An 18,448-nucleotide genomic window follows, 5' to 3' on the forward strand; every position below is an offset into this window, starting at 1 on the left:
GCTGTTCAGGCCGCAAACTGCGCTATAAGGGTTTTTGGTTTTTTATCTGTCCAGCCAGAAGGCATTTTTTATGAGCAAGCTCAGGCAAATGGAAGTCTTTGTGGCCGTCGTCGAGGCGGGCAGTTTTGCTGAGGCTGCGGTTCAGGTGGGCATGTCGGCGGTCATGGTCGGGCGGCATATTCAGAGCCTTGAGACGGCCTTGAACACCCGGCTGATTCAGCGAACAACGCGCCGCCAGTCCGTCACCGGTGAAGGCCGGTTGTTTTACGCCGAAGCCAAAACCGCCCTTGAGCAGATCGAGTACGCCTTCAAGCGCGTCGAAGCCTCCACCGACAGACCCAGCGGCCTGCTGCGCGTAACCGCGCCGATGACCCTGGGCAGCGCGTTGATTGGTCCACTCGTCACCGAGTTCATGCAACTGTATCCCGAGATTCAGATTGAGCTGATCTTGAGCAATAAGGTCGTGGACCTCTACGAAAGCTCATTTGATCTGGGCTTCAGGATTTCCGAGCGGGTGGACGTCAACCTCGTCTGCAGGCCACTGCCGCCCTACCGGATGGTGATCTGCGCGGCACCCAAATACCTCGCCACCTGGCAGGCGCCGCAGACCCCGGAGGACCTTTCTACACACCGGATTTTGACCCACACCTCGTGGAACAATCGCTTTGCCTGGCCCTTGCGCCAAGGTAACAAGGACATCCCATGGCCCGAGCGGGCGGTCCTCAAAAGCAACGATGGCAAGGTGCTGCTTGAAGCGGCCATTGCCGGCTGCGGGATCTTGATGCAGCCCGATTTTCTGGTAGCCGCGGCATTGGCCAGTGGTGAGTTGGTGCCGCTGATGAGTGCCTGTGCACCGGAGCCCAAGCCGGTGCAAATGGTCTATTTGCGCTCAAAAAAATCACTGCCCAAGCTCAATGCCTTTGTCACGTTCATCAGCGAACGGCTGGGCTCGTCTACGCCTGAGCCACACGCTCACTGACCGAAAATAGACGTTCGATGCTCGATCCATTTAAGCAGCTCTTCAGCCCCTACCGATTGCGGCTTGTTGAGCTTGACCAACAGCCGGGCATGCACATTCTGAAACAGCGGGTGATCGATTGAGCGGGTCACCAGCGCGCCGCTGACCCGGTCGTTGAAGGCCGAGAACTCGCTCATCATGGTCACCGCATCACCGCTCATCACATACCGCCTGAGGGCCGTCAGCGAGTTGGTGACCATGGCCGGGCGAATGGACAGGTTTTCGGTATGCAGCACGAGCTGAATGATTTGCCCCAGGCCGTATTCCGACGGCATCACTGCCAGCGGGTAACGCAAGATGTCTTCCAGCTTCAACGGCTCGCTGAGCTGCGCCAACGGATGGCCCGAGCGCATCAGTAAACGAACCGGCTGCAAGGACGACGCGCGATAGGTCACGTCAGGGTGCGCCGGGGGGTTGTAGGCCAGGCCAATGCTCACGGCGCTTTGCGCGACTTCTTCAAGCACGCTGTTGACCGGCAACACATCCAGCGTGATGCGAATGCCGGGATAGGTGTCGGTGAACTCACTCAAGACCTTATCGATCAGCAAGTCGATAAAGCCCTCGCTGATAACAATCCGGATATCCCCTTCCCTCAAACCTTTGAGCCCGCGCAAGCGGTCTTCGAGGTGTTCTTGCTGCGCCTGGCAGCCACGCCAGAACTCCAGAAGAAACTGCGCCGCTTCAGTCGGCACCACACCGCGGGCTTGGCGTTCAAACAAGACGCTGCCGACCTCTTCCTCCAGCAATTGAATTTGCCGGGTAATCACAGAAGGCGCGGTGTTCAGATTCTCCGCCGCTCCGCGAATGGAGCCGCTGGAGAGGACTTCATAGAAATAGCGCATTCGACGTTGATTCAGATCTCTCACGATAAACCTGCTGCTCAATGACTGTTGCTTACAGAGCAACGCTAGCATTAAAAAGTTGCTCTTGCTCACGCAAGGTTTCCACTTGAATATCGATCGAACAATAAAAAGATCCCGTGGAGAGCCGTATGCACAGCAGCAAGCCAGCGAGTGAGCTTTCAGCCATCTATCGAAAGATTGACTGGCGGTTATTACCTTTTTTGCTCGTGTGTTACTTCGTGGCGTATCTGGACCGGGTCAATGTGGGCTTTGCCAAGTTGCAAATGCAAAGCGACCTGAACTTGTCCGATGCCGCTTATGGGCTGGGAGCCGGTATCTTTTTTATCGGCTACGCCTTGTTCGAGACGCCGAGCAATCTGCTGCTACCCAAGATCGGCGCTCGCAAGACCCTCAGTCGAGTGATGATCTTATGGGGCACCACATCGGCCTGCATGATGTTCGTCGAAACGGAGCGGGCGTTTTACGTCTTGCGCTTTTTCCTCGGGGTGTTTGAGGCCGGATTCGCGCCGGGCATGTTGTTCTATTTGACCTATTGGTACGGCCGCGAACGGCTGGGGCAAGTGCTGGCAATCGTCATGCTGGCAGCGCCGCTGGGCGGGATCTTTGGCGCGCCGCTCTCGGTGTGGCTGATGACTGCGTTCGAAGGCGTACACGGTTTGTCCGGCTGGCAATGGATGTTCTTTCTGGAAGCCATCCCCGCTGTGCTGCTGGGTGTGCTTGCGCTGAAAGTGCTGAGTGACAAACCGGCCACCGCGCCCTGGTTGAGTGAACCTGAAAAACAGGCACTGGCGGCGCACATCGGCACAGGTCGGGGCGATCACCATTCGTTCAAAGAGGTATTGAAAGACCCGCGGGTTTACCTGATGGCAGCGGGGTATTTCTGCTTGATCTGCGGCATCTATGCCATGAGTTTCTGGCTGCCGACCATCATCAAAGAGTCAGGTATCCACGACACCATGCAGATCGGCTGGTACTCGGCCATTCCTTATATAGGCGCTATGGCGGGCATGTTGATCTTTGCCCGGACCTCCGACCGTTTCTATGAACGGCGCTGGCACACAGCCCTTCCGGCATTGATTGGTGCGATCTGCCTGACCGCGTCGGTGATCTACAAGACCCACTTCGGGTTATCACTGCTGTTCTTGACCTTGGCCACCACCATGATGTGGTCCGCCTACACGGTGTTTTGGGCCATCCCTTCGCAGCACTTAAAGGGTGATGCGGCCGCAGGCGGCATTGCCGTCATCAACACCATAGGGCTTACCGGTGGTTTCCTCAGCCCGACGCTGATGGGCTATGTCAAAACGGCCACGGGCAACTCTGACTCGGGCCTGGTGTTCATCTCGGTGATTCTGCTGCTGGGGGCCGTACTGCTGGCCGCGAACAAACCTGAACACGCTCAGCAAAGAACAACGTCTACCCAAACCGTTTAAACCCATAATAAAAAGGTGTGTTTACTGTCATGGCCTATCGAATCCTGGTGGCTGGTTTCCAGCATGAAACCAATACCTTCGCGCCCTCCAAAGCAGAATACGAAAACTTCGTCAGAGGCGAAGGTTTTCCGCAAATGGTCAGGGGCGCGGACGTGCTCAAATTACGCGAGGTCAACATCCCCGCAGGCGGCTTTCTGATTGAGGCCGAACGACTGGGCTATGAGGTGGTTCCAGTGATCTGGGCCGGAGCCAGCCCGTCAGCCCATGTCACCCAAGCGGCCTACGAACGCATTGGCAACGAAATCATTCAGGCGGCTGCCAGCCAGACACTGGACGGCCTCTATCTGGACCTGCATGGCGCCATGGTTGCCGAACATACCAATGACGGTGAAGGCACACTGCTGAGCCGGCTGCGTGCCGTGGTTGGGCCGGACATACCGATCGTAGTCTCACTGGACCTGCACGCCAACGTGACCGATTTGATGCTCGAACAGGCCGATGCCATGGTTGCCTTTCGAACCTATCCCCACGTGGACATGGCTGAAACCGGCATAAAAGCCGCGCAACTGCTTGATCTGCGACTGCGTTGCGGGAAACTGCAGCACGCCAGTCTGCGACTGCCCTTCCTGATTCCGGTCAATGGCATGTGCACCCTGCTGGAGCCCGCGCGCAGCCTTTACCAGCAACTGGAGCACCTGGAATCAGAAAGCCTGTCGCTGTCCTTCACCCCGGGCTTTCCGGCCGCCGATTTCGAAGAGTGCGGGCCGGTCATCTGGGGCTATGGGCTGGATCCGCAGGCGCTGCAAGCCGCCGTCGGCGCCCTGTATGACAAGCTGGTCAGAGAAGAAGATCAGTGGGAAGTGCCGCTTTTGCTTCCAGACGATGCCGTGCGCCAGGCCATGGCATTGGCAGCGTCGGCCCAACGCCCCATCGTGATTGCAGACACCCAGGACAACCCCGGCGCAGGTGGCGACGGCAATACCATGGGCATGCTCAAAGCCCTGTTAAAGCACCAGGCGCGTAACGCCGCCATCGGTTTGATCTATGACCCTGCGGCCGTTAAGGCCGCGATTGCCGCCGGGCTGGGTGGTTTTATTGACATCGCGCTGGGCGGGCAATCCGGCGTGCCGGGGGATGAGCCATTACAAGGCCGCTTTGAAGTCACCCACCTGTCTGACGGCCGCTGCCGCTTCGAAGGCCCCATGATGAATGGCATGGACGTTGATGTCGGCCCGGTGGCGGGTCTGAAAATCGACGATGTGAGCATTGCCGTCAGCTCAAGCAAATGCCAGATGCTGGACCGTACCCTATATCGGCTGGCCGGCATCGACCCTGAAAAAATGAGCGTGCTGGTCAACAAAAGCTCCGTGCATTTTCGCGCCGACTTCCAACCCATCGCCGAGCACATCCTGGTGGCCAAAGCACCCGGTCCGATGACCGCAGACCCGGCGGACATCCCATGGACAAGCTTGCGTGAAGGCATCCGCTTAAAGCCCAACGGGCCTGCGTTTCATCACTGAATCAAAAAGGATGACCTGAGCATTTCGTGCAGATGCACTGCCGCATGATGGGACGTATCCGTCAGCAGATAAACGTGATGCTCAGGCAGGCCGGGCAACGCCATCTGAAGAATCAGCGAACCGTCATCGGCCGCCCCCTGGGCCTCCACAATGCCCAACGCCAAACCGCTTCTCACACACGCCAATACAGCATGGGAATTGGCACTCTCCAGCAGGATCCGGTAACGGATCCCGCCGGCTTTCAAGATCGCCAGCGCTGACTCCCGGTACGGGCAGCCACTCAATTGCAGGGCAATGGGCAAAGGCTGATCTGGATCGTACTTGAAGCCAGCAGCCGCCGCCCAGCACGGCTGTGTAGAACGCAGCCGCTCAGCATGGCTCAGTTGCTCATGACTGACAGCGATGGTCAGGTCCAGTTGTTTGCGTGCAAACAGGTCGAGCAGTTCAGTACTGGATTTGACCACCACTTCAAGCTCCAGAGCCGGATTGCCCGCGACGAACAGCGGTAAAAAGTCCGCCATCAATTGCTCGGCATAACCGTCCGGGACTCCCATACGAACCTTGCCCGTCATCAGTTGTGGCGACAACGTTGCCAACAGCCGGTCATGGGCCATCAAAAAACGCGTGGTTTCGCCCAACAGTTGCCGCCCTGCAGTCGTCAACTCAACGAGTTGATTGTTGCGGACCAAAAGTTGATGCCCAACCTTTGCCTCAAGTTTCTGGATCTGCGTTGTCACTGCCGAAGGGCTGCGATGGACGTAATCGGCCGCATCCTTGAAGCGCCTGAACCTGGCCACGGCCTGGAAGGTTCTGAGCACATCAATGTCGAGGGCTCTGCCCATGAGGTCACCTGATTTCGTTATGTCGAACCAGCGATTCGATTTATTCAACTGTACAGGGTTTACACCCACTCCTATGGTGGGTCAACACATGCCAGCCACTGCACGCGCAACCTCAACCGGAGCAAACAAGACCACTCAAACCATCGTATGGAGTGACACCGATGAGCCTGAATGACTTTGTTGTAGATGCCCTCATACGCACCGAACGCTATAAGAACACCCGACTATGGACCGTTGAGAACCACGCCAAGTACTCGACCCTGACCGCCCCCCTGGCCAGTTCTGGCAACCCTTCGCGCTTCAACTTGCAAATATTTCAGCTCATGTGCGCCTTGAATCAGCAAGGTATGGCCGAGGATGGGCTGTGTGCCGACGCCCAAGGCCAGGGCGCACTCAAAGACATTCTCGGCACGCTTGCCGAGCGTCTGGCCCTGATGAGCGAGAATCGCCATGTGCACTATGTTGAATTAGGCCCTGAACCGATCAAAACCGCGCACTTGCTGGGGCGGATCACTGAGGCTTGCACCTCCCTGCGCTATACCGCCATCGACATCAATCAGACCTCAGAAAGCGTAATGCGTGACGCGGTGTTTCCAATCGTGGAACAGCATGGAAGCTTCAATTACATCGCCGCCGACTATCGAACCGTTGAACGTGCCGACCTGCATCATGAGCAGGACATTACCCTGATTACCTTGCTTGGCTTTCAGGAAGGCAACGAGTTGCCGGTGACCACCGGACGACTCATTCGTAGCCTCGCGAGCGACGCCACTTACATCATTTCGGAGATGCAGATCTACGAAGAAGGGCTGCAAAGCAACATCCACGCTTTTTATGCCAACCCGCACATGATCAGGTTTTCGCAGGTCGTTGCAATGCAGCAAGGCTTCATCCCGCTGGATGAGCATGCTGTCACCCTCGTGAGATTCAAACTGCTGGATGAGCTGATCCATGTGGCCGTCACCCTGCAACCCGTTGAGAAGGGACGCCAACAAGGCTGCCTGCTGACCAATATCTGCCTCAAATACACCCCAGAACAGTTCCGTCGCATCAGAGCCCGACACTGCAACTGCAGCGTGCTGGATGAATTCGCCAGCGGTGATGGCTCGGTGCGCTATCAGATTGCCAAATACCTCCAATAGCAACACCACAGGGAGCCATGAACCATGGATCACACAGACCCGCTACCCCTGTTTGAGCGCGGCGTCGGGCGAGTAAAACTGGCGCTGAAATCCACGTTGAGAAAAAGCTCGCGCAGTGCCTCGCCCACTGCCGACGAGCAAGCGCTCTGGCGTGACGACCTGCTCTGCCAGGCAAACCTTACGATCAGCGATGCGCGAACACTTGCCGACCTGGGCTACGCCTTGAGCCCGCACCCCGACATACCGGCCGAAACCATCACCGCAGTGGCTTGCGCACACCGGTTGTTCACGCCCGAAGCCGTGGCGATTCTTCAAGACATCTGCACGCGTCTGGAAGAATGTGCAGATAACAGCGACTGGATCATTTCCCGGCGCACACGCGCAGTCACCACGCTATCGCCGTTCATCAACGCCATGATGAACAGTCGCCGCTTCCTGTTAGCCATCTCGCGCATTGCGGGCGTCCCCCTGGTGCCCTACCCCATGCTCAATGCCCGATCGCAGATCAATTATTTCTATCCCAAGCCTGAGCATGAACAGCAGCAACTCGGTATGTGGCACACCGACGGCACCAACTATGTGCTGAACATTGTGCTGACGCGCTCGTCCGACTACACCGGCGGAGAATTCGTCTTTCATAACAGCACTGTCGAGTCTTTCGACGCCCTTAATCACCGTACGTTCGAAACCGCCCCGCTGATCGAACCCGGTGATGCGCTATTCATTTATGGCAGTCGATTGTTTCATGGCGTTCGGCCAGTAAGCACCGGCCGACGCATGTCGTTGGTGCTGTCCTTCCACTGCCCTTACGCCCGTCAAGATTCCAACCAGTTCTGGCACCTCGCCTCAGACGATGGCATCCCCGCGACCATTCCCAACTGGTTAAAACTGCGCTGGGCCTTACAGCGCTCAGCCGCCAGACAATTCGCACGTATCGGTATCGCCCCCATTACCTTCGAAGAACTGCGCTATCCAGAGAGTTGACTATGTCACGCAGCACGCTGTATCTGTTTTCACTGCAAGCGGTCTTCGTCCTGTCCTGGAGTTCGGGCTTTATCGGCGCCCGCTTGGGCACTGAAGATGCTGGCGCCATCAACCTGCTGTTCTGGCGGTTCCTGCTGGTCACTGCGTGTTTGCTGCCGTTTGTCTGGCAGCGACTGTGGGCATTGTCCCGGGCACAGTTGCGCTATAACGCCATTATTGGCTTCCTGTCTCAGTTCGCTTACCTGGTCAGTGTCTATATCGCCATACGTGGCGGCCTGCCCGCCGGGATAGCGGCGATTATCTGCGCACTGCAGCCACTGATCACCGCCGCCCTGGCAGCACGGGGCAACCACGAGCGCAGCGGCTTGCAAGAATGGCTTGGTCTGGTGATCGGATTCAGCGGGGTCGGCATCGTGATCTGCGGCGAGTATGCCCTGTCCGACAACAACATCGGCATTGGTCTGTATGCCCTGCCATTGATCGCGGCGATCACCCTGTCTATCGCCACGTTGTATCAGCGCCAGCAATCGGTATTGGCAACCGGACACAGCAAGGACGGCCAGCTAATGCCACTGTTTCTACAATCGGCCACCACGCTGGTCCTGCTGTTTGCTGCCGGTTTGGCACTCAATGACCTCCAGGTGCCCACCCAGGCCAATGTCTGGGTGGCCGTCGGCTGGTTGACGCTGTTCTCAACGTTTATTGCTTACCTCAGCCTGTGGACCCTGCTCAAGCGAATGTCCGCTACTCGCGTGTCGGCGCTGGTCTATCTGGAGCCGCCGGTCACCTTGCTGTGGGCCGCCCTGATGTTTGGCGACGCCCTGCACTGGACCACCTACGTGGGCATTTTGGTGGTGGCCACTGGAGTCCTGATTACCCGGCGGCGCAGCCATGCCTGCGCCGTTTGCAGTGAAGCGTGAGAAGGCAATCAAACTGGGCGACGAGCAATCAGTGGGCAATGCACACCGATTTAAGCTCAGTACACGCCTCGATCACCGAGCGGCCAAATTCACGCCCCATGCCCGATTGTTTAACACCCCCAAATGGCATCGCCGGGTCCAGCAGGACATGGGCGTTGACCCACACGGTGCCGGCTTCGATGCGTGGTACCAGGTTAAGCGCCTTGGTCAGGTCGTTGGTCCAGAGGCTGGCAGCCAGGCCATAGCGGTTGTCGTTGGCCAGTTCAATCGCGGTGTCCTCATCGTCAAACGGCATGACAGCCAGCACAGGACCAAACACTTCCTCGCGGGCCACCGCCATGCTGTGGTCAATGTCTGCGAGGATGGTCGGCTGCACATAGAACCCCTCACCTTCCTGCGATTCACCCCCCAACACCACGCGCGCACCTTGCTCGCGCGCCAGTTCGATGTGCTTGAGCACGCTCTGTTGCTGTTTACGCGACACCAAAGGATTGATCGCCGCATCGCAGTTCATGCCCGCGCCCATCGGCAACGCCGAGACTGCAGCGGCCAGCCCCTCGACAAAACGATCGTGAATCGAGCGGTGCACATAGAAGCGCGATGCCGCAGCACACACCTGGCCATTGTTCAACAGACCACCCAGAATCGCGCCCTGGATGGCTTTTTCGACGTCAGCATCGGCCAGGATGATCATCGGGTTCTTGCCGCCCATTTCCAGGGCAAACCGGGTCATGTTCTCCATACAGGCCACGCCGACACTTTTGCCCACAAGGGTGGAGCCGGTGAACGACACCTTGCTCACCAGTGAGTGGCTGGTCAACCTGCCGCCGACTGAGGCGCCACCGCCGGTGACCACGTTGAATACGCCAGCCGGAATACCCGCTTCAACCGCCAGTTCAGCCAGGCGCATGGCGGTCAGCGGGGTTTCCATCGCTGGTTTGATGATCACCGTGCAACCGCTGGCAAGCGCTGGCATCAGTTTCCAGGCGGCGATCATCAGCGGGAAGTTCCACGGCACGATACCCACCACCACACCGACCGGTTCACGCTTGGTAAACGTGGTGAACTTCGCCCCCTGCGGAAGCGGAATCGACACATCAAAGGTCTGGCCTTCAATTTTCGTCGCCCAACCGGACATGTAGCGCATGAATTCAACGGTGGCATTGAGGTCCAGCGCCCGCGCCATATTGATCGATTTGCCCTGACTCAGCGTTTCAAGCTGCGCCAGTTCTTCAGCGTGCTCTTCAACCAGGCGAGTGAAATTCAGCAGGATCCGTTCCCGATCGGCCGGACGCAAACCGGACCACACACCCGACTTGAAAGCAGCGCGAGACGACTGTACGGCCTGTTCAACCAGGTGCGGCGGTGCATCCAGGGTTTCGCACAGCATTTGACCGGTCGCCGGGTTGAGCACTGCAATGGCTTGCCCTTCTGCCAATACCCATTGGCCGTCAATAAAGCAGCCATGGCGACGATCGAGGAATGCGGCAACCTGTGGCAGGATTTCAACGTTGCTCATAAAGCACCTTTCTTTCAATTGAGTTGCAAGCCGTTCACTGTGACCGGCAAGGTTGACGCGATTGTCGATGCTCGACGCCAAGCCGGGTTTTCCCTGCGTGCCAGTTGTATTGGCTGATTTGCCAAACGTTGCGCAACCTGGATCGCAGGCTGAACAACGGTTGCGAATAAGGCGGCCTGACAATTCAGGCACGCAGCACAAGGATTTTGGCGAGAATCCAAAAGCATCCCTCCACGCGCTGTAGCAAAGTGCTGCCTGACACTGTCCTCGGTTTACCTCAAGGAAATCAGAAATGCTTTCGCCCGCCGCTTTGCTCAAACGAACGCCCCTGGCCCGACTCGCACTGGCCATTGCCCTGGGTACCTTAGGCCTGCCCGGTTTGCAGTCCAACGCCCACGCCCATGGCGGCGCCGCCGAAATGGTGCCGCTGCAGTCAACCCTTGAAGCGTTTGGCGCCACCGTCAAATGGGACGATTACGCCGATGTGTTCGTGATTGCCAAGGACGGCGCCTACCTCAAGGTGAAACCCGACAGCAAAGTCGCCGTGCTCAACGGCAAGCGCATGGAGTTGACGGTGCCAGTGGTGTTCAAGGGCAAGACGGCGTTCATGTCCAAAGACTTTATCAACCAGGTGTTCCAGTCCGGTCTGGACAAAACATTTGTCATCGAAACCCGCCCCAGCCCGCTCAACCCGCTGAGCGCGGATGAGATCAACACTGCGGTCGAGATCATCAAGACATCCGGGCACTACAAACCGGGTTTGCGTTTCACCGAAATCTCGGTGCATACCCCGCCCAAGGACCAGGTGTGGAATTTCATCTACACCGGGCAAAAACCTGCGCAGCCGCGTCAGGCCAATATCGTGGTGCTGGACGGAAAGCACGTGATTGAAGGCCAGGTCGATCTGGACAGCAAAACCCTGTTGTCGTGGAAGCCCATTGAAGGCGCTCACGGCATGGTCCTGCTGGACGACTTTGCCACCGTGCAATCCGTGATCGATACCAGCCCCGAGTACGCCCAGGCGCTGGCCAAACGTGGCATCACTGACATTAAAAAAGTGGTGACGACACCACTCACCGTGGGCTATTTCGACGGCAAGGACGGTCTGACCCAAGACAAGCGCCTGCTGAAAATCGTCAGCTACCTCGATGTTGGTGACGGCAACTACTGGGCCCATCCGATCGAAGGGCTGGTCGCGGTGGTCGACCTGGAGCAAAAAAAACTCATCAAGGTCGAGGATGGAGGAGTGATTCCGGTCCCCATAAAAGCCACCCCCTACGATGGTCGCGATCGCAAGAGCGTCGCGCTAAAGCCGCTGGAGATCATCGAGCCGGAGGGCAAGAACTACACCATTACCGGCAACAGCATTCATTGGCAGAACTGGGACTTGCACGTGCGTCTTGACTCACGGGTCGGGCCGATCCTGTCTACCGTCACTTATGACGACAAGGGCAATAAACGCAAAATCATGTACGAGGGCAACCTGGGCGGCATGATCGTGCCGTACGGGGACCCGGACGCAGGCTGGTACTTCAAGGCGTATCTGGATTCGGGCGACTACGGCATGGGCACACTCACCTCGCCGATAGCCCGTGGTAAAGACGCTCCGCAAAATGCCGTGCTGCTGGATGCAACCATTGCTGATTACACCGGTGCACCCACCACCATCCCTCACGCCCTCGCTGTGTTCGAACGCTACGCCGGTCCAGAGTACAAACATCAGGAAATGGGCCAGCCCAACCTGAGCGCCGAGCGGCGTGAATTGGTGATCCGCTGGATCAGCACCGTGGGCAACTACGACTACATCTTCGACTGGGTCTTGCAGCAGAACGGCACCATTGGCATCGACGTAGGCGCCACGGGCATCGAAGCGGTCAAGGGCGTAAAAAGTAAAACCATGCATGAAGCAACCGCCAAGGAAGACACTCGCTACGGCACCCTGATCGACCACAACATCGTCGGCACCACCCACCAGCACATCTATAACTTTCGCCTGGACATGGACATTGACGGGGAAAACAACTCACTGGTCGAAATAAACCCGGTCATCGCGCCAAACGACCGTGGCGGACCACGCACCAGCACCATGCAGACTGAACAGCGGGTGGTCAGCACCGAACAGCAAGCGGCACAAAAATTCGACCCGTCGACCGTGCGCCTGCTGAGCAACCTTAATAAGGAAAACAAAGTCGGTAACCCCGTGTCCTACCAACTGATCCCGTATGCCGGTGGCACTCACCCGGTGGCCAAGGGCGCCAACTTCGCCAAGGACGAATGGCTCTACCACCGCTTGAGCTTCATGGACAAACAACTCTGGGTGACGCGCTACAACCCGGACGAAAAGTACCCGGAAGGCAAATACCCGAATCGCTCGCAAACCGACACCGGGCTGGGGCAGTTCACCCATGACAACCAGTCCATCGACAACACCGACAATGTGGTGTGGCTCACCACCGGTACAACCCACATCGCCAGGGCCGAGGAATGGCCGATCATGCCGACCGAGTGGGTACACGTGCTGTTGAAACCGTGGAACTTCTTCGATGAGACTCCGACGCTGAACCTCAACGCGGCAAAATAACCTGTACAAGCCATGCCCCTGTCACCGTAGTGACGGGGGCATTGTTGTATCAGGCGTACTGCTTGCGGTATTCACCTGGCGAAATACCAAAGCGCGACTTGAACGCGGTAGAGAAGTAGCTCAAATCGGAAAACCCCCACGAGTAGCCCAGTGCCGACAACTTCTGTTCGGTACGCGACTGACGAAGGGATTCGGCACACAGGTCAAGGCGGCGATTTTTGATATAGCGCGCAACCACCAGGCCCTTGCGGGCAAACATCCGGTACAACCCGCGCATCGATACCCCCACCTCCCGCGCCAGAAGTTCGGGGCAGAGGTCTTCCGAGCGAATATGCTCATCGATATAGCCGAGGGTCTTGCGAAAAATACGCTCATGCACATCGTCGACGCCTTCACTCTGGCTGATGGCCGGGCGCAGCAGGCTGATCACGGCATCCAGGGTCGCTTCGCTTTCCTGCTGGCTCAAGTTGGTCTGGCGCGCAGCGTCCAGTATCAAGTGGTGCGACAACGTGGCAATGGGTGACTTGGCGCCGATCAGGTGGCCGCATTTGACCGGGGTAAAACGCAAGGACTGCTCGATCAGCCGATGCGGCAAGATCAATGACAACTGGCGGGAGTTTTCGTGGTAAGTAAAATCGCTGGGCTGGGAGGCATCGATCAAGGTGATGTCACCGGCGCACAGCGACACCCGGTTGTCGCCCTGTGCCATGCAGGCGCTGCCGTCAAGCTGGAACACCGCAAAGTACTTGCCGCCTTCGCTCGCTGCGACTTCCTTTGGCGTGCGGTACAGCCGGGCCTGACAAGCATCGACAAAGCTGAGTTTGAGTGCACCGCTCTGGTATTCACGGATGTGACCGGAAAACTCATCGCCCAAGGTTTGCGCGCTGAAGGCGCCGCAGATGCGGTTGACCTGATGGATCCATTGATCGAACCCGTCACGGCGCTGTGCAATTGAAGAATTCATGTGAGGCCTCACGCAGGTTTATTGTTTTTATCTACGTTGATCCACGCTAAAACGAACAGCGACTCTCCTGGGATGATGGCGGCCTACTTAAGTCCGCCAAAACGCCGATAGAAACTCTCTCCGACATCCGGCAACGGCCCATCGGCCGTTTCCAGCGCACTGTTCAACCACTCCTCCGCCTTGGCGAAGATCAAACGGTAGATATTTCGGCACAGCTGTCGTGCAGCCCGGCCCTCCCAGTCGCCGGGCAGCAGTTCGTCTGGCAACTGCGGGTCACGCAGCAGCAATTTACGGTACTCATGCACTAGCAGAAGACGTGCCAGGAAGCAGTCTGACGGCAGCAAATTGTCCTGCTCGCGCAGGGCTTGCCAGAGCGGTCGGAACAATTTGATGAATTCGCTGTAATGGGTCGCCAGTTCCTCGATATTCCAGCTTTCGCGGACCTGCAGACGCAAGGCCTTGGAGGCCATTACATCCTGCGCGGTGGTCTCGAAGACAATGGTGTCTTCCTGGGCATCGAGATCGGCCAAGGTCGCGTTAACGTCGGCACGATCACTGCGTGGACAGGCCAGCAGCACCGGAGAAATTGCACCAAAACCTTGCCACTCCAGCTCTTCGCGCACTTGTTTGCGCTTGTCCTGGGCCAGTTGCGTGAGCATCACCAGGCACCACGAGCCATCCCAGGCCGGAACGGTCGAGCTGTAGACCCGCTTGAACGCCTTGTCGAAACGCCGACGCCCGGCACCGGTGAGGCTGTAGTAACTGCGTCGGCCGACTTTTTCGGCGCTCAGCCAGCCTTCCTTGGTCAGGCGGAAGATCGACGTGCGGATCAGCCGTTCATTGATCCCGACAGGCTCGAGCAGTTGAATCAAACTCCCCAACCAGACCGTTCCGCCATGGGGCTCAATGGCGTCCCCGTACAAGGTGATGATCAGGGAACTGGCGCGAATCGGCGTTTGCTCCTGAAAGCGCGTAATCAGTTGATTCAAGGGGGTCAGGGACGACATGGACGTACCGGGCTGAAAAAAGAAAGGAATATACCGAAAAATTCGGCGCCAGAGTTCACTGGGCGCTGCGCTTGGGGCGCAAACCGCTGTCGCTGATACGCGGCCGGTCGGGCTCCGGCTCGCCAAGCGGCTCGCATTCTTGCATCTGCGTCAGGCAACGCTGGGCCAGGCGCTGATATTCAAGGGTACCGGTGCGTTTCCAGGCCACTTCTTCATCACTGAGGATGCGTTTGACGCTGGCCGGTGTGCCCATGACCAATGACTGCGGCGGGCACTCGAAACCGGCTTTAACGAACGCCGCCGCCGACACAAATGAGCGCTCACCGATGCGCGCATGGTCCATCACCACGGCATTCATCCCCACCAGCGCATCAGCGCCCACCCGACAGCCGTGCAAAACCGCGCCATGGCCGATGTGGCCGTTGCGCTCCACGACTGTGTCGCTGTCCGGAAAACCATGCATGACGCAGGTGTCCTGAAGATTGGCGCCCTCTTCGAGCACGATCCGCCCGAAATCACCGCGCAAACTCGCCAGCGGGCCCACGTAGCAATGCGGGCCAATGATCACATCGCCGATCAGCACCGCTGAAGGGTGGACATAGGCGGTGGGATCGACCACCGGGGTCAGGCCATCGAGGCTGTAACAGGTCATGAACGCTTCCTTTTGACTCAGTGCCTGGCGTATTCGCAAAGCGATGCCAATGTTCGGGCATTTTGTATCACATCACTTTTGTAATCACAATTTACAAAAAAGCGTATCACTTAAAAACCTCTCACCAGCAACCCCGTAAAATCGGCCATATAACGCCTTTAAAGCGCATAAAATCGCGGCTCTCAGGTCATAAACCCTCATTAAAAAGCGCTACACAAAAACTCAAACCAACAGAATAAGACACGTTAAATTAATTTTATCGTTGCATTTGTGTATCACGTCAAAGCTATACTTGGGCAAAACCGGCCCCTCAGGCCGATCCAATAATGAGCCGGCTGACCGCCGAGCGTGCACCGTGAGGGCATCCGCCATGCCACTAACCCTTGCCGTCGAGTTCATCGAGCCCGGCGTGCGTTTGATTACCTTGCAGCGCCCGCAAGCCTTGAACGCCCTGACCACCCAATTGCTTGGCGAACTGGCCGACGAACTGAACGCTGCGCAAAGCGACCACAACACCCACGCGGTGGTCATCACCGGCAGCGCCAAGGCCTTTGCCGCAGGCGCCGATATCAACGAAATGGCCGAACGCAATCTGGTCGGCATCCTCGACGACCCGCGCCAGGCGTCCTGGCAGACCCTCACTCGTTTCAGCAAGCCGTTGATTGCAGCGGTTAACGGGTTTGCCCTGGGCGGTGGCTGCGAGCTGGCAATGCATGCCGACATCATCATCGCGGGTGAAGACGCACGCTTCGGCCAGCCGGAAATCAACCTGGGGATCATGCCCGGCGCGGGTGGCACCCAGCGTCTGCTGCGCGCCGTGGGCAAGTCGATGGCCATGCAAATGGTCCTCACGGGCGAGCCGATCAACGCCCGCCAGGCCCTGCGTTCAGGATTGGTGAGTGAAGTGACCCAACCCGAATTCACTGTTGAACGCGCCCTGCACATCGCCCACAGCATCGCCACCAAGGCGCCGCTGGCCGTGCGTCTGGCCAAAGAGGCGCTGCTCAAGGCAATGGACACTGACCTTGCCAGCGGCCTGCGCCTGGAGCGCCATGCTTTCACCCTGCTGGCCGGCACCCGTGACCGCGACGAAGGCATCCGCGCCTTTCAGGAAAAGCGCCGACCGGCCTTCACCGGCGAATAAACCGCGCACTCGAACGACTTCTCAAGCGAGCATCAAGACCATGACTTTCGAACACATTGTGTTTTCCATTGAGGCCGGCGTTGCGCTGCTCAGCCTCAACCGCCCCGAGCAGCTCAACAGCTTCAACACGCAGATGCACGGCGAGGTCAAGGAAGCCCTGAAACAGGTGCGGCAAAACCCCGAAGTACGGGTATTGCTGCTGACCGGTGAAGGCCGCGGCTTTTGCGCCGGGCAAGACCTCAGCGACCGCAATGTGGCGCCCGGCAGCGAAGTGCCGGACCTGGGGCTGTCCATCGAGAAATTCTACAATCCGTTGATCCGCCAACTGCGCGACCTGCCCATGCCGGTGATTTGCGCCGTAAATGGCGTGGCGGCCGGGGCCGGGGCCAATATCCCGCTGGCCTGCGACCTGGTGCTGGCGGCGCGCTCGGCCAGCTTTATCCAAGCCTTCTGCAAAATCGGCCTGATCCCGGATTCCGGCGGCACCTGGACCTTACCTCGTCTGGTCGGCATGGCCCGGGCCAAGGCCCTGGCCCTGCTGGGCAATAAACTGAGCGCCGAACAAGCGGAACAATGGGGCCTGATTTACCGCTGTGTAGACGATGCTGAACTGCGCAACGAAGCCCTGATCCTCGCCCGCCACCTGGCCACGCAACCGACCTACGGCCTGGCACTGATCAAGCGTAGCCTCAATGCCAGCCTGAGCAACACTTTCGATGAACAATTGGAGCTGGAAAAAGACCTGCAACGCCTGGCCGGGCGCAGCGACGATTACCGTGAAGGCGTCAGCGCCTTCATGGAAAAACGCAGCCCGCGTTTCAAGGGGTGCTAGCCATGAGCGCACTCAACCTCACTGCCCGCATCGGCGTGATTGGCGCCGGGGCCATGGGCGCCGGGATCGCCCAGGTCGCAGCGCAGGCCGGCCATCAGGTGCTGTTACTGGACAACCGTGCGGGCGCTGCTGCCCAGGCCATTGACAACATCGATCGGCAACTGGGCAAACGCGTCGAAAACGGCAAGCTCGCCGCCGAAGTCCGAGATGCCACCCTCGCCCGCCTGCACCCGGTCGAAAGCGCACAAGCGCTGGCTGACTGCGCATTGGTCATCGAAGCCATTGCCGAGAACCTCGAGGCCAAGCGCGCGCTGTTTGTGCAGCTGGAGAGCGTGTGCAGTGCGCAGTGCGTGTTCGCCAGTAACACCTCGTCACTGTCGATCACCGCCATCGCCGCGCCACTCAAGCACCCGCAACGCCTGCTCGGCCTGCATTTTTTCAACCCGGCGCCGGTCATGCCGCTGGTGGAAGTGGTGTGTGGCGTGGCCAGCGACCCGGCGCTCGCCGACTGCTTGTACGACACCGTCAAGGCCTGGGGCAAAAAACCGGTGCACACGCGCTCCACGCCCGGCTTTATTGTTAACCGTGTCGCCCGGCCGTTTTACGCCGAAAGCCTGCGCCTGCTGCAAGAAGGCGCAGCCGATTGCCCGACGCTCGATGCGCTGCTACGTGAGGCCGGTGGCTTCGCCATGGGTGCGTTCGAATTGACCGATCTGATCGGCCATGACGTCAACTACGCAGTCACCTGCTCGGTGTTCGACGCCTATTACTGCGACCCGCGCTTTCAGCCATCACTGGCGCAAAAAGCGCTGGTCGACGCAGGCCGCTTGGGGCGCAAAAGCGGCCAGGGTTTCTACTGCTACAGCGAGCAGGCCAAACGCCCCGGCCCCAGCACCCTGCCGGATGCTCCAGCTGCGCAAACCTGCGTGGTCGAAGGCGATCTGGGCGCTGCGCAACCGCTGCTGAGCCGTTTGCAAGGCAACGGCGTGAAGGTCATCAGCCGTGACGGGGGCGGCCTGCTGCGGGT

16 protein-coding genes are annotated in these 18,448 nt (G+C 58.6%); 10 read left to right on the forward strand and 6 right to left on the reverse strand.

From position 1 onward, the window contains the following. Positions 1-70 precede the first annotated feature (70 nt). Positions 71-979, forward strand: a complete 909-nt coding sequence (locus GHO41_RS13885) for a LysR family transcriptional regulator (RefSeq protein ID WP_153433876.1) — start codon at positions 71-73, stop codon at positions 977-979. On the opposite strand, the gene GHO41_RS13890 is transcribed toward GHO41_RS13885, so the two are convergent. Further along, positions 973-1,884, reverse strand: coding sequence for a LysR family transcriptional regulator (locus GHO41_RS13890; protein ID WP_371928918.1), 912 nt, complete (start codon positions 1,882-1,884; stop codon positions 973-975). The genes GHO41_RS13885 and GHO41_RS13890 overlap by 7 nt on opposite strands. A gap of 125 nt (positions 1,885-2,009) precedes the next feature. Between GHO41_RS13890 and GHO41_RS13895 the strand changes: the two genes are divergently transcribed. After that, a complete protein-coding gene (locus tag GHO41_RS13895) occupies positions 2,010-3,314 on the forward strand; it encodes an MFS transporter (protein ID WP_153433877.1) in 1,305 nt (434 codons plus the stop codon). A 29-nt stretch (positions 3,315-3,343) separates the two neighbouring features. Continuing rightward, positions 3,344-4,834 carry a M81 family metallopeptidase gene (locus tag GHO41_RS13900; RefSeq protein WP_153433878.1) on the forward strand — a complete coding sequence of 497 codons (1,491 nt, stop codon included), beginning with the start codon at positions 3,344-3,346 and terminating at the stop codon, positions 4,832-4,834. Here GHO41_RS13900 and GHO41_RS13905 read toward each other — a convergent pair. Beyond that, on the reverse strand, positions 4,828-5,676 hold the full coding sequence (locus GHO41_RS13905; RefSeq protein ID WP_153433879.1) for a LysR substrate-binding domain-containing protein: 849 nt from the start codon (positions 5,674-5,676) through the stop codon (positions 4,828-4,830). The genes GHO41_RS13900 and GHO41_RS13905 overlap by 7 nt on opposite strands. A gap of 161 nt (positions 5,677-5,837) precedes the next feature. On the opposite strand from GHO41_RS13905, the gene GHO41_RS13910 reads away from it, so the two are divergent. Genes GHO41_RS13910 through GHO41_RS13920 form a run of 3 tightly spaced genes read left to right on the forward strand, consistent with a single transcriptional unit; the run spans position 5,838 to position 8,722 of the window. After that, positions 5,838-6,818, forward strand: coding sequence for a hypothetical protein (locus GHO41_RS13910; RefSeq protein ID WP_048372774.1), 981 nt, complete (start codon positions 5,838-5,840; stop codon positions 6,816-6,818). 24 nt (positions 6,819-6,842) lie between these two features. After that, positions 6,843-7,802 carry a 2OG-Fe(II) oxygenase gene (locus GHO41_RS13915; protein ID WP_153433880.1) on the forward strand — a complete coding sequence of 320 codons (960 nt, stop codon included), beginning with the start codon at positions 6,843-6,845 and terminating at the stop codon, positions 7,800-7,802. 2 nt (positions 7,803-7,804) lie between these two features. Then, positions 7,805-8,722, forward strand: coding sequence for a DMT family transporter (locus tag GHO41_RS13920; RefSeq protein ID WP_053225502.1), 918 nt, complete (start codon positions 7,805-7,807; stop codon positions 8,720-8,722). A 28-nt stretch (positions 8,723-8,750) separates the two neighbouring features. Here GHO41_RS13920 and GHO41_RS13925 read toward each other — a convergent pair whose 3' ends face one another. Beyond that, a complete protein-coding gene (locus GHO41_RS13925; protein WP_153433881.1) occupies positions 8,751-10,241 on the reverse strand; it encodes an aldehyde dehydrogenase family protein in 1,491 nt (496 codons plus the stop codon). A gap of 292 nt (positions 10,242-10,533) precedes the next feature. Here GHO41_RS13925 and tynA point away from each other — a divergent pair, with 292 nt between their 5' ends. After that, positions 10,534-12,822, forward strand: coding sequence for a primary-amine oxidase (gene tynA / locus GHO41_RS13930; protein WP_153433882.1), 2,289 nt, complete (start codon positions 10,534-10,536; stop codon positions 12,820-12,822). Between the two features lie 49 nt (positions 12,823-12,871). Here tynA and feaR read toward each other — a convergent pair whose 3' ends face one another. The 3 genes from feaR to paaY all read right to left on the reverse strand — a co-directional run bounded on the left by feaR (position 12,872) and on the right by paaY (position 15,445). Then, the gene (feaR, locus tag GHO41_RS13935) at positions 12,872-13,786 is read right to left on the reverse strand and encodes a transcriptional regulator FeaR (protein ID WP_153433883.1); all 915 of its coding nucleotides are present in this window, start codon (positions 13,784-13,786) and stop codon (positions 12,872-12,874) included. Positions 13,787-13,869: 83 nt separating this feature from the next. After that, positions 13,870-14,793, reverse strand: coding sequence for a phenylacetic acid degradation operon negative regulatory protein PaaX (gene paaX, locus GHO41_RS13940; protein WP_153332071.1), 924 nt, complete (start codon positions 14,791-14,793; stop codon positions 13,870-13,872). Positions 14,794-14,848: 55 nt separating this feature from the next. Beyond that, a complete protein-coding gene (paaY, locus tag GHO41_RS13945) occupies positions 14,849-15,445 on the reverse strand; it encodes a phenylacetic acid degradation protein PaaY (protein WP_153433884.1) in 597 nt (198 codons plus the stop codon). 370 nt (positions 15,446-15,815) lie between these two features. On the opposite strand from paaY, the gene paaF reads away from it, so the two are divergent. From paaF to GHO41_RS13960, 3 genes are all read left to right on the forward strand, one after another. Next, positions 15,816-16,589 carry a 2,3-dehydroadipyl-CoA hydratase PaaF gene (gene paaF / locus GHO41_RS13950; protein WP_153391057.1) on the forward strand — a complete coding sequence of 258 codons (774 nt, stop codon included), beginning with the start codon at positions 15,816-15,818 and terminating at the stop codon, positions 16,587-16,589. 40 nt (positions 16,590-16,629) lie between these two features. Continuing rightward, positions 16,630-17,421, forward strand: coding sequence for a 2-(1,2-epoxy-1,2-dihydrophenyl)acetyl-CoA isomerase PaaG (paaG, locus tag GHO41_RS13955; protein ID WP_048372756.1), 792 nt, complete (start codon positions 16,630-16,632; stop codon positions 17,419-17,421). A gap of 2 nt (positions 17,422-17,423) precedes the next feature. Continuing rightward, a partial coding sequence (locus GHO41_RS13960; protein ID WP_153433885.1) for a 3-hydroxyacyl-CoA dehydrogenase NAD-binding domain-containing protein occupies positions 17,424-18,448 on the forward strand: 1,025 nt, incomplete at its 3' end.

It is taken from the genome of Pseudomonas sp. FSL R10-0399, assembly GCF_009600165.1.
In the GTDB taxonomy this organism is placed as follows: Bacteria; Pseudomonadota; Gammaproteobacteria; order Pseudomonadales; family Pseudomonadaceae; genus Aquipseudomonas; species Aquipseudomonas helleri.

Coding starts and splice junctions, on each gene's coding strand:
- GHO41_RS13885 (WP_153433876.1), top strand. CDS start 71: ATGAGCAAGCTCAGGCAAATGGAAGTCTTTGTGGCCGTCGTCGAGGCG.
- GHO41_RS13895 (WP_153433877.1), top strand. CDS start 2,010: ATGCACAGCAGCAAGCCAGCGAGTGAGCTTTCAGCCATCTATCGAAAG.
- GHO41_RS13900 (WP_153433878.1), top strand. CDS start 3,344: ATGGCCTATCGAATCCTGGTGGCTGGTTTCCAGCATGAAACCAATACC.
- GHO41_RS13905 (WP_153433879.1), bottom strand. CDS start 5,676: ATGGGCAGAGCCCTCGACATTGATGTGCTCAGAACCTTCCAGGCCGTG.
- GHO41_RS13910 (WP_048372774.1), top strand. CDS start 5,838: ATGAGCCTGAATGACTTTGTTGTAGATGCCCTCATACGCACCGAACGC.
- GHO41_RS13915 (WP_153433880.1), top strand. CDS start 6,843: ATGGATCACACAGACCCGCTACCCCTGTTTGAGCGCGGCGTCGGGCGA.
- GHO41_RS13920 (WP_053225502.1), top strand. CDS start 7,805: ATGTCACGCAGCACGCTGTATCTGTTTTCACTGCAAGCGGTCTTCGTC.
- GHO41_RS13925 (WP_153433881.1), bottom strand. CDS start 10,241: ATGAGCAACGTTGAAATCCTGCCACAGGTTGCCGCATTCCTCGATCGT.
- tynA (WP_153433882.1), top strand. CDS start 10,534: ATGCTTTCGCCCGCCGCTTTGCTCAAACGAACGCCCCTGGCCCGACTC.
- feaR (WP_153433883.1), bottom strand. CDS start 13,786: ATGAATTCTTCAATTGCACAGCGCCGTGACGGGTTCGATCAATGGATC.
- paaX (WP_153332071.1), bottom strand. CDS start 14,793: ATGTCGTCCCTGACCCCCTTGAATCAACTGATTACGCGCTTTCAGGAG.
- paaY (WP_153433884.1), bottom strand. CDS start 15,445: ATGACCTGTTACAGCCTCGATGGCCTGACCCCGGTGGTCGATCCCACC.
- paaF (WP_153391057.1), top strand. CDS start 15,816: ATGCCACTAACCCTTGCCGTCGAGTTCATCGAGCCCGGCGTGCGTTTG.
- paaG (WP_048372756.1), top strand. CDS start 16,630: ATGACTTTCGAACACATTGTGTTTTCCATTGAGGCCGGCGTTGCGCTG.